This is a genomic window from Flavobacterium sp. GW823-FHT04A11 (genome assembly GCF_058796535.1).
On sequence record NZ_CM179503.1, the window covers coordinates 4,483,262 to 4,495,668 of the forward strand.

At 34.5% G+C, this 12,407-nt stretch carries 7 protein-coding genes; 3 read left to right on the top strand and 4 right to left on the bottom strand.

From position 1 onward, the window contains the following. Positions 1–10: 10 nt before the first annotated feature. The 3 genes from AC3QL1_RS19170 to AC3QL1_RS19180 all read right to left on the bottom strand — a co-directional run bounded on the left by AC3QL1_RS19170 (position 11) and on the right by AC3QL1_RS19180 (position 5,305). The gene (locus tag AC3QL1_RS19170; RefSeq protein ID WP_492493738.1) at positions 11–3,193 is read right to left on the bottom strand and encodes a SusC/RagA family TonB-linked outer membrane protein; all 3,183 of its coding nucleotides are present in this window, start codon (positions 3,191–3,193) and stop codon (positions 11–13) included. Between the two features lie 731 nt (positions 3,194–3,924). Continuing rightward, entirely contained in the window at positions 3,925–4,614 is a 690-nt protein-coding gene (locus AC3QL1_RS19175; RefSeq protein ID WP_492493739.1) for an SIMPL domain-containing protein, read from the bottom strand. Between the two features lie 52 nt (positions 4,615–4,666). Next, complete coding sequence (locus tag AC3QL1_RS19180; RefSeq protein WP_492493740.1) at positions 4,667–5,305, bottom strand: rhomboid family intramembrane serine protease; 639 nt, start codon at positions 5,303–5,305, stop codon at positions 4,667–4,669. Positions 5,306–5,415: 110 nt separating this feature from the next. Between AC3QL1_RS19180 and AC3QL1_RS19185 the strand changes: the two genes are divergently transcribed. The 3 genes from AC3QL1_RS19185 (at position 5,416) to AC3QL1_RS19195 (ending at position 10,828) form a co-directional block, all read left to right on the top strand. After that, positions 5,416–6,291, top strand: coding sequence for a lysophospholipid acyltransferase family protein (locus AC3QL1_RS19185; RefSeq protein ID WP_492493741.1), 876 nt, complete (start codon positions 5,416–5,418; stop codon positions 6,289–6,291). Positions 6,292–6,672: 381 nt separating this feature from the next. Further along, positions 6,673–9,069 carry a TonB-dependent siderophore receptor gene (locus AC3QL1_RS19190; protein ID WP_492493742.1) on the top strand — a complete coding sequence of 799 codons (2,397 nt, stop codon included), beginning with the start codon at positions 6,673–6,675 and terminating at the stop codon, positions 9,067–9,069. Positions 9,070–9,349: 280 nt separating this feature from the next. Further along, on the top strand, positions 9,350–10,828 hold the full coding sequence (locus AC3QL1_RS19195) for a glycosyl hydrolase (protein WP_492493743.1): 1,479 nt from the start codon (positions 9,350–9,352) through the stop codon (positions 10,826–10,828). Positions 10,829–11,005: 177 nt separating this feature from the next. On the opposite strand, the gene glmM is transcribed toward AC3QL1_RS19195, so the two are convergent. Further along, the gene (gene glmM, locus AC3QL1_RS19200) at positions 11,006–12,394 is read right to left on the bottom strand and encodes a phosphoglucosamine mutase (RefSeq protein WP_492493744.1); all 1,389 of its coding nucleotides are present in this window, start codon (positions 12,392–12,394) and stop codon (positions 11,006–11,008) included. Positions 12,395–12,407: the final 13 nt, after the last annotated feature.

Genomic DNA, 12,407 nt, shown 5'->3' on the forward strand with positions numbered 1-12,407 from the left:
TTCCGTGTTTTTAAAATTTAAGATTAACATTAAGACTGAAATTTCTGGTTGTTGGCAAAGCCAAACTTTCCAATCCTTGCGCATTTCCGGTGTTGAAAGCTGTTTCAGGGTCAATATTTGGTGCGTCTTTATAGATAAAGAAAAGGTTACGTCCTACTGCAGTAATACTTGCTCCGTCCAATCCCAGCCTTCTTGCAAATGCTTTATTGAAATTGTAAGCCAATTTTATTTCTCTCATTTTTACAAAAGTCGAACTATAGATATAAGCTTCACTAATATTATACGACGCTTTGTAATATTCCTGTGCACTAAGTACAGTTGTATTTGGAGTTCCATCAGCGTATACTCCTTTAAAGATCATACCGTCATCAAAAACAGTTACTCCGTTTGGAGCAGCTCCTGTTAATAAGGTTTTCGTAGTACCCACATTATAGTAGCTCAATCCGCCATTTTCTGCATCACGCCCCGGAAGAGTTTCTGCAAGTACACCTGTATACATACCAGTTCTGTTGGTTCCTGAGAAGATTTCTCCTCCTACACTCGCATCAACAAGAAACGAAAGTTCAAGATTTTTATACGTTAATGTATTCGTCACACCCGCTAAATAATCCGGAGTATAATGCCCTAACACTCTCTTTGTCGGATCAGCTTTTGGCAATCCGTTTGCTCCTACTACAATATTTCCATTTGCGTCACGCTCATAAGCTGTACCATAAAGTGCTCCGTAAGCTTGTCCAACAGATGCCAATACATCTACACCTCCAGAAGTACCAATTGTGTAGTTCTTAATATTTTGCTCGTAATCAAGAACCTGTACTTTACTTGTATTTCTTGAATAATTTGCCGCTATATTCCATTTGAAGTTTTCATTTTGGATAGGAGTTCCATCCACTTGAATTTCGATACCACGGTTGTTTATTTTACCGGCATTAATTAATTGTGAATTATAACCGCTTGAAGCCGTTGTTTTAATTTCCAGAATCTGGTCAAAACTATTGGTATTATAATAAGCAAAATCAAAATGCAGTCTGTTTTTCCAGAAAGAAGCTTCTAAACCAAGTTCAGTAGAACGGGTTGTTTCCGGTTTCAGGTTCTCATTAAGTTTTCTTTGAGAAGAAGTCTGAATTGGATTTCCGTCAAATGCCGTTTGAAAATTATAAACCGTAGCCAATTGATATGGATCTGCATCATTACCAACTTCAGACCATCCGCCACGCACTTTTAAGAAATCAAGCGTATTGCTTTTCAGATTAAAGGCATCAGATACTACAAAACTACCATTAAAAGATGGATAGAAATAAGATCTGTTATTGCTTGGCAATGTTGATGACCAGTCATTACGAGCCGTAACGTTTAAATAAGCATAGTTTTTATACCCAAATTGCGCTGAAGCATAAGCACTGTAAACTCGCAATCTTGATAATGTGTTTGACGACGTTAACGGATCACGCGAGTTGATCAATGTGTATAAATCGGGCACGGCCAAACGTGGTGCTTTTTGATAATTGTTTGCATCGCTGTGGTTACGAATATTGAATCCCGCAAGAGCATCTAAAGTAAAATCATCGGTTATTTTTTTAGTATACGTAAAAATACCTTCTGTATTTTGTTCGTTTACCGTGTAAGCATCTTCTGCATATGATCCAAAAGGAGTTCCGTTTGTACCATATTTAATCTCGTATTTTCTACGGTCGTTATAATAATCAACTCCGGTGCGGAATCTGAAATTAAGACCTTCGGCAAGTTTTGCATCCACATGCACATCACCAATTATACGGTTACGCTGCTGGCTTGTGGTGTTATAATAAGCATTCCAGTACGGATTGCTGTAGTAGCTGTTGTTCCAATTTACATCTCTGTTGTTTCTAAGCGCCTCGGTATCAACCTGACGTCCGAACCAAAGAAACTGAAGCATCACTCCCGCAGCACGGTTACCAAATGGACCTCCAGGAAGTGCCGGAGCATTTGTAACAATATAATTTGCTGTTACACCTACTTTTATACTTTCAGATATTTGATAGTTTGTGTTAACGGTAAAGTTTGTTTTGTTGACTTCACTATTAGGTACAATTCCGGTTTGTTTTTGATTGTTTACTCCCAAACGGAAATCTGATTTTTCAGTTGATTTTGCTACAGAAAGACTGTTATCATACGTAATACCTGTATTAAAGAAATCCTTAACATTATCAGGATGAGCCACGAAAGGCACTGCTACTCCATTTGAATTAAATTGAGGAATAAGACGCCCGTCCATTTTAGGACCCCAGCTTTCATCAACTCCATCATTGATACCGCCGCCTTTACCATCAACATAGCTAAATCTTCCGTTTGAACCTTGTCCAAATGTATTTTGAAAACTTGGTAAAGTAGCCACCTGAGAGATCGTAATACCTGAACTAAAGTTTATCCCAAGTCCTTTTTGGCTTTTTCCAGATTTTGTGGTAATAAGAACCACACCATGCGCCGCACGTGATCCGTAAAGCGCTGCCGCATTTGGTCCTTTTAATACCGTTAAAGTTTCAATATCATTTGGATTTAAATCCGCAACCGCATTTTTAAAATCACGAGAAGCACTTGTACCACCGGAACTACTTAACTGCGAGTTATCTACAGGAACTCCGTCTACCACAAATAAGGGCTGGTTATTTCCGCCAATGGAAGTTTCCCCACGAATAATAATACGGGAAGATCCCATATCACCTTGCGAATTGGTAATACGAACTCCGGCTAATTTACCGCTCATACTATTTAAAAAGTTGGTTTCTTTTGTTTCAGACAAATCCCTGTTTTTAAGTGATTGTGTCGTATAACCTAAAGATTTTTTTTCTTTTGTAATTCCAAGCGCCGTTACTACAACCTCAGACAAAGTATTCTGTTCCTGAGTAAGACTAATAATAACCGGATTTTCAGTTACTACAACTTCTGCTTTTTTATATCCCATATAACTTACCAAAAGTGTATAAGGAAATTTTTGACCGGTTTGGAAATAAAACTTCCCGTCAAAATCTGTTTGAACCCCGTGTGTGGTTCCTTTAATGTTAATTGAAGCCCCAATAACAGGCTCTTTTGTAACAGCATCTATAACTGTTCCCACAAGTTTGGACTGGATTAGCGGTTTGTTTTCCTGAGCTTTAACTCCTATGGAAATCAATAAAATACATAACCAGATATAGCTATTTAATTTTTTTTTCATTACTTTGTTTTAGTTTAAAAAATAAGGCGATTCGAAAAGGATTACTCCATTCCCGATTTCCTTATAGAGAGATACAATTTCTTTAAGCTTCACCATTTCTGCTGCAACAGAAATGGTTTTTTTTTATCTGCAGCACATTCGTTTTTTCATTTTACTTTTTTTTGATTATTATTTTTTTTTGATTTTGCACTTAGAAAATTTCAATCCTGTTAGTCAGGATTTTTTTGAAATTTGTATGAATTAGAGATTGAAGATTTTAAGAGCAGCGCGTCATGGCATAAGCTGACAAGTGTTTCCGCATCTTTAAAAAAGGAAGGTGATTGATAATCTCTAATGTGTCCGGATAATTCATTTTAAATTCTACTAATTTGGTAGAACAAAGGTATATTAAAAAATTAAGTGCCAAAATTTTAATCGCTTTTTTTTGCAAAAAAAATGTTAACGAAAACGTTTTAATATTTATAATACATTATAAATCAATAAATTATATTTTCCACAACTTTTCATTATTGTGTAAGAATTTTCTAAATTGACTGGCTTAAATCATAAAAAAATCCAAAAATTTCTGTCTGTAATACAGAAAAACCTTTGAATTCTCATTAAATACTGCGCATCAGCGTATGTTAAAAACAAAAAAAATCCAAATCCCAATCGTAAAATTGGAATTTGGAATTTGGATTTGAAATTTGATCCTGAATCTTCGGGATCAAATATTTGTATTTCTAAGAGATTTAATCTAAGATAAAACTAACACTTACGTTTGCAGTAACTTCAATTTCACCAATTGCTAAAGTTTCATTTTCAGCACCGCCGTTGCTATCCATCGCCATTGATTTCATTGCATACATTGGTTGTGGGTGATAAATTTGTGTGTTATCAGAAATCACAAAAGCTTTACCTACTTTTTGTCCCAAAACTGATACATAATCTTCTGCTTTAACTTTAGCATCTTTCATTGCTAATTTTCTGGCTTCAGATTGTAATTGAACTATTTTAGAACTTTCAAAAGAAACTTTGTCCAAACGGTTAATTCCCTGTTGAACCAAACCTTCCATTAATTCGTCGTATTTAGTTAAATCTTTTAATACAATTTCAATAGTCTGAACAGCATTATAAGTTGTTTTCTTTTTTTCGTAATCGTATTGTGGATTAAGCTGTACTTGTTTTGTTCTGAAATCTGTTGCCGGAATATTCATTTTTTTGATGAATTTTAAAACAGCATCAATTTTTTCGTCGTTTTGCTTTTTGATGTCTTTAGCATTATTTCCTTTTGTTTCAACTGTAGCTGAAATTAAAACCTGATCCGGAGCAACTTTTACTTTTCCTTCTCCGTTTACATTGATTTGAGGAATTTGTTTGTTATCCTGGCCGTAAGACATAGTCATAAACATGATTGTTAAAAATAATACTAGTTTCTTCATTTTTGTTATATTTAAGTTATTTGTTAATGACATTTCAAAAGTTATGCCAGCATTATATTTTTCCCAATTTTGCCAATACAAAAAGTATTAAAATCGGAATCGCCAACAAGATTACCATCAGCGTATGATCTGTTAATAAAGAAGGCTGTTTTATCAAAGTAATCAGATACCCGCCTACAGCACCTCCAAAATGCGCTGTGTGCCCAATATTGTCGTTTTTAGCACGCATTCCGTAAATAGAATACAATAGATATAAAATTCCGAAAAGATATGCCGGAATTGGGATTACGAAGAATATTCCCAACATCATATCCGGCTGTAAAAGAATGGCCGAATATAAAACACCGGTTACAGCGCCCGAAGCTCCTACGGCACGATAACTATAATCGTCTTTATGAAAAACCATGGTGAGCAGACTTCCAAAAATTAAACTTCCAAAATAAACCAGCACAAATGAAAAGTTTCCAAGCCAGCCTAAAACCACCGGCGCAAAAAACCAAAGTGTCAGCATGTTAAAAAGTAAATGCATCATATCTGCATGTAAAAAACCGGATGAAAGCATTCTGATTTGTTCACCGGAACGAATACTTCCTACATGAAATTCGTATTTTCTAAAAAAAGCAAGATCGTTAAAGCCTTTGTAACTAATCAATACATTGGCCACTATAATCCCAATTAAAATGGTATTCATAAATAATATTTAATTTTAATTGTAAATATAGTCATTCTTAAACATATGTTAGCGTCAGACCAAAATATCATCTTTATTCATTTTTATTTTATATTTGTAAAAAAAATTACATGCAATTTCTCGTTTATATATTGGCCTATCCTTTACTTTGGCTTATCTCTATATTACCTTTTCGAATTTTTTATCTGTTTTCTGATTGCGTCTATTTTCTGATTTACCATGTTATTGGGTATCGTAAAAAAGTAGTCCGCGAAAACTTAGCTTTAACTTTACCGCACCTAAGTGATTCGGAACGAAAAAAAATCGAAAAGAAATTCTATCAGCATATGTGTGATATGTTTTTGGAAATGATTAAAACGATGACGATTTCTGCTGAAGAAATGGAAAAAAGATTTCAGGTCACAAATATAGAATTGGTACAGGATTATGCTAAAAAAGGTAAGAGTGTAATTTTGGTCGCTTCGCATTATGCTAGTTATGAATGGCTTTTGACCATTAATCCGAAGCTTGGTTTTCAAGGAATTGCGGTGTATAAAAAAATTGCCAATCCGTATTTTGATAAATTGATCCGAAAAATTCGTTCTAAATATAATACAGAATTAATTGAAACCAGAAAAGCGATTCCTACGATGGCGCAGCATCAGCGTGAAGGAAAATTAAGCCTTTACGGATTAGCAAGTGATCAGTCTCCAAAACTGGACAGAATTTTTCATTCGATGAAATTTATGGGCGTGGAAGTTCCTGTACATACTGGCGCAGAAATGCTGGCAAAAAAATACGACTTAAGCGTCATAATGGTTAAAGTAAAAAAAGTAGCAAGAGGGTATTATGAAGCCACTTTTCTAACTATTGCTGATAATCCTAATGATTTTGAAAATTTTGAAGTCACAGAAAAATATTTAAGAGAAGTAGAAAAACAAATTTATGAAGCTCCCGAATATTATTTGTGGACGCACAAAAGATGGAAACATAAGATTGAAAAATAATTTTCTTCAAAAAATTAAAATCCAAAAAGCATTTCCTGTTTTTTGGATTTTTTATTTTAGCCCAATTCGATAACTAAAAAACTTCCTGTTAATAATTTTGTTCGAATGAATAAATTGTTAATTAATTATTGCTTTTCTACTTTATTTCAAGTTTAAAAAGTGAAAAATAGTTGCTAAAAACATCCATAAAAGACAATTTTTGGTTCTAATTAAACAAGCATTTATACTTAAAAAAAAGAATTATATTTTTTTACTAATAATTTATTGAAGAATAACCAGTAAAATACTTGATTCGCTTTATTATTTAGAATAAATAAAGATAATTTGGATTGTTTTAACACAACCAATACATTTGCCCTATTCAAAACAATTCTAAATAACATGAAAGTAAAAATATCTTTTTCGCAGTTGATCTGCTGTTTAATGTTCCTGACTGGTGTAGCTTCGTTTGCTCAGAATGGTACTATCAAAGGTAGAGTTTCATTATCTAATGATGAAAGTGCCGATAATGTTTCTGTAACTATTAGAGGAACTAAAATTGGAACCAATACTGATGCTCAGGGAAACTATGAGATCAAAAACATTAAACCAGGTACTTATACAATAAAAGCTACTGCAGTAGGATTTACATCAAAAGAAAAATCTGTTACTATTACTGACGGAGATAATCTTGTAGAAAATTTCACATTAACTACTTCATCTGAAGCACTTACTGAAGTATTTGTTAAAGCAAACGCTAACAAATATACCAAATCAGAAAGTGAATATGTTTCAAGAATGAAAGTTAAAAATCTTGAAAACTCACAAGTATACAATGTTGTTACAAAAGAATTAATGAAAGATCAATTGGTTACAAACCAGGATGAAGCGTTGAAAAACGTACCGGGTTTATACCAATTATGGGGAGCTACAAACCGTGCAGGTGATGGTGGTTCATGGTATTCACTACGTGGATTTACAACTCAGAGTTTAGTAAGAAACGGTATTGCAGGAAAAGTAAACAGTAATTCTGACGCTGCAAACCTTGAAAGAATAGAAGTTATAAAAGGGCCATCGGCTACATTATTTGGAAACGTACTTTCTTCATACGGAGGATTAATCAATCGTGTGACTAAAAAACCAAGTGAAAATTTTGGTGGAGAAATCGCTTACCAAAGCGGAAGTTATGGTTTTAACCGTTTGTCAGCAGACGTTAACACACCAATCAACGACGATAACACAGCGTTATTCAGATTAAATGCTTCTTTAAATAGTGCCAATACTTTTCAGGATTTTGGTTACTCAAAAAGTTACTTTATAGCACCATCTTTTGCCTATCAGGTAAGTGAAAGACTTAATATCTCTATTGATGCAGAAATTGGAAATCAGGATAATTCAGGTATGCCATTAATCTACCTTCCTTTCGGAGTTTCAATAGCTGATTTAGGAGTAAGCAACGCTAAAGATCTTAATATGAACTTTAAAAGATCATTTTTAGGAGATGAATTTATGACTAATACAAAAACATTCAATGTTTTTGCACAAGCTAATTATAAAATCTCTGACGAATGGACTTCACAAACCGTATTTAGCAGCAGCTCAAATAAGGCAGCTGGTTTACAAACATGGTTTTATCTTTTACCAAACGAACAATTATCTAGAAACGCATGGGATGCAAATGGAAAAGACAATGCTATAGAATTCCAACAAAACTTTAATGGTGATTTTAATATTGGATCACTTAGAAACCGTTTTTTAGCAGGTGTTGATTTATATCACGGTACGAATAAATTAGTATATAAAAACTTGCCTGGTTATGCTGCATACGATGTAGTAAATTACACAGGAACAGCGACTAATTATTATGATTTTAACCCAACCAATGTAAACGATGCAATTGTTGGAAATGGTAATGCCCCATATACTACTAACAGTTCTATATCAACTTACAGCGCTTATGTTGCTGATGCAATTAACATTACAGATAGATTAATTCTTTCGGCAGCGGTACGTTTTGATCATTTTGAAAATCAGGGATCATTTGATGCTGCAACAAATACAAAAGCGGATACTTTTTCTCAAAATGCATTCTCACCAAAATTTGGTGCTGTTTTTCAAATCGTAAAAGACCAGTTATCTGTATTTGGTAACTACCAAAATAGTTTTACTAACAAAGGATTCTTAAGTGCAAATGTTGGAGGTACTCTTCAATTGAAACAATTTGATCCTGAAAGAGCAAATCAGTTTGAAGGAGGTATAAAAGTAAATGCTTTCCAAAATAAACTGAGCGCTACAGTAAGTTACTATAAAATTAAAGTTAGGGATATTGTTACTGCTGATCCAAATTTCCCAAATGCAAGCATACAAAACGGTACACAATACAGTAAAGGTTTTGAAGTGGAAATTACAGCAAACCCAATTCCGGGATTAAACTTACTAGCTGGTTTTTCAAAAAATGATTCAGAGTTAAATGATGTCAGACCTGTAACTGCAGGACCAGAAAACCTTATCAACTACTGGATTAGTTATAATTTACAAACAGAAAAACTTAAAGGTTTAGGTTTAGGATTTGGAGGTAATTATGGAGATGCTACATATATTTATAACGCAGGACCAGGTGAAACTTTTGAACTTCCATCTTACGCTGTATTAAATGCTGCATTATACTACGATCAGCCTAAATACAGAGTATCTGTAAAAGTAAACAACCTTACAGACGAATTGTACTTTAACGGTTATACAACAATCAACGTTCAGGCGCCACGTACTTTCATGGGAAGCTTAACGTATAAATTCTAATTGAATTTTAAAAATATATAGAAAAGCCCGAACTAATGTTCGGGCTTTTTTTATTTTAGATTTTGGATTATAGATTATAGAATATAGATTGTAGATTTTAGAATTTGGGTTTTGGAATTTGGGTTTTGGAATTTAGATTTTAGAATTTGAACTTTAGGTTTTAAAATAAGGTTTGATGTGTTTTTGTACTATTTATTTTTGATAAGATTTTTATGATACAATGTATAAACTACATACATTTGGAACTGATAAAAATTTTACCCAAATCTAATTATCTATTATGAAAAAAAACCTATTTTTTTTAATCGCATGTTTTTCCCTGACTGCATTCTCGCAAAGCCCGAAACGCGGAATTGCATTTGGAAAAAACTCTACTGCTGATTTATTAGCCTTAAAACCCGGAATTTCATGGTGGTACAACTGGGGATCTTCTCCGGAAAATGATACAAACGCCAATTATGAAGCTATTGGTCTGGAATATGTTCCAATGGCGTGGAATGGCGTTAGTGATGCCGATCTGCAGGCTTTTATTAGCAGAATAAAACCAGGTGCAAAATATTTACTGGCATTTAATGAACCCAATTTTAATGATGGAGCCAGAATGACGCCGCAGGAAGCTGTAAATGCGTGGGCGAATGTCGAAAAAATTGCTGCTGCAAAAAATCTCGAAATTGTAAGTGCGTCGCCAGCTTTTAATGGTCCTGTTAATTACGGCGGTTACACAAGCCCGATTGCCTGGCATGATCAGTTTTTTCTGTTATGCCCAAACTGCAAAGTCGATTATATTGCTTTTCATACTTATGATAGTTCGTCTGGATCTGTTATTGGCGTTACGGGACTTTTAAAAAAATACAATCGCCCTGTTTGGGTAACTGAATTTGCGAATAGAGTTATTCAGAGTGCTGCCGAAAAAACTACTTTTATGAAGGAGATTGTCACCAGTTTTGAAAACGATCCGGATATCTACCGTTATTCATGGTTTACCGGAAGAGTTGATCCAACGTGGACAGATATGCTTGAAGGACAATTATTAGCTCCGGAAAGCGGCGTTCTAAAACCTATTGGAACGGAATACATAAATGCTACGTATACTTCTAAAAAAATGAATGTTCCCGGACGGATTACCGCAAACAAACATTATCGCCGAAAAGGAACAACTTTACAAAACACAACAGATTCCGGAACGGTACAAAATGTTTCTTCAATCGAAACCGGAGACTGGAATGAATTTATAATTGATGTTGCCAATGCCGGAGCGTATAAATTAACTTTTAGAGTGGCTTCTGCCACTACTGCCGGAAAATTTGATATTCATGTAAACAATGTTGTTGTAAAAACAGACGAAACTTTTGCCGCTACAGGCGCAATGCAAACCTATACAGATAAAGTCGTAGAGGGAGTTGTATTGCCAAAAGGAGAAGTTTACCTGAAAATTAAGTTCAAATCAAATGGCATGAATTTTAATTATATCGATGCTTCGCTGGCAAGTTTAGGCGTTAACGATCCTATTGCAGACAAAGATTCTTTCACTATTTATCCAAATCCAATTAAAACACAATCCACACTTCATATAAAATCGTCTGTTACAGAACCTTTGTCGCTAAAAATAGTGGATATGAAAGGAAGTATTTGTTTTTCTTCAGATGATTATTTCACGAATGAAGATATTAAAATTGGAGATAAATTGTCGACAGGAGTTTATATTGTAAAGGCTTCTTATGGCTCAGTTAAAAAATCTATTAAGATTATTAAGAACTAGTTTTATTAAGATTTTAACCGCAAAGAACGCAAAGGTTTTACGCAAGGTTCGCTAACTTATTTCTCGCAAAGTCGCAAAGCCGGAAAGTTTATTTTTCTTTGCGGCTTTGCGACTTTGCGCGATTAAATATAAAACCTTTGCGTTCTTTGCGGTTAAATTTTTCGTATTTATTATAAATTAAATTCCAGCAATTGCTTTAATTTCATCGATGATACGAAGCGCCAAAACATCTGCTTTTTCCTGAGAAGGAGCTTCCGTATAAATACGAATGATTGGTTCTGTATTTGATTTTCTCAAATGCACCCATTCTGTTGCAAAATCAATTTTTACACCGTCAATCGTTGAAATATCTTCGTTTTTGTATTTTTCAGTCATCGCAACCAAAATCGCATCAACATCAATTTGCGGTGTTAATTCAATTTTATTTTTGCTCATATAATATTCAGGATAAGAAGCACGCAATGCCGAAACTGATATTTTCTTGTTCGCCAAATGCGTTAAAAACAACGCAACTCCCACCAAACTATCACGACCGTAATGCAATTCAGGATAGATAATTCCGCCGTTTCCTTCACCGCCAATAATCGCATTATTTTTTTTCATCAATTCCACCACATTCACCTCACCTACTGCGCTTGCTTCGTAGTTTCCTTTGTGTCCAACCGTTACATCACGCAACGCACGTGAAGATGACATGTTTGAAACTGTATTTCCAGGAGTTTTGCTCAACACATAATCGGCGCAAGCCACTAAAGTATATTCTTCACCAAACATTTCACCGTCTTCGCTGATAAAAGCCAAACGATCTACATCAGGATCAACTACAACGCCTAAATGCGCTTTTTCTTTCACGACCAATTCAGAAATATCAGTTAGATGCTCTTTCAAAGGTTCCGGATTATGAGGAAAATGTCCGTTTGGTTCGCAGTATAATTTTACTACTTCAACGCCCATTAATTCTAATAATTTTGGGATAATAATTCCGCCAGAAGAATTTACGCCATCTACAACTACTTTAAATTTTGCAGCTTTAACCGCTTCAACATCAACCAAAGGCAAATTTAAAACTTCGTCGATGTGAATATCCATATAAGCATCGTTGAAAATAATTTCGCCTAAACTGTCCACATCCGAGAAATCGAAAGCTTCTGCCTCAGCAATTTCAAGGATTTTTGCACCTTCCGCACCGCTTAAAAACTCTCCTTTTTCATTCAGTAATTTCAAAGCATTCCATTGTTTTGGATTGTGCGAAGCCGTCAAAATAATTCCGCCATCTGCTTTTTCCAAAGGAACGGCAACCTCTACAGTTGGCGTTGTCGAAAGTCCAAGATCAATTACATTGATTCCTAAACCTATTAAAGTATTTACCACAAGATTGTGAATCATTGGACCCGAAATTCTGGCATCGCGACCAATTACAACCGTTAATTTTTCTTTTGAAGTATTGTTTTTCAGAAACGTTCCGTATGCCGATGCAAATTTTACCGCATCAACAGGAGTCAGGTTATCCCCTACTTTTCCTCCAATCGTTCCGCGTATTCCTGAGATAGATTTTATTAAAGTCATTTTTTTGAGTTAT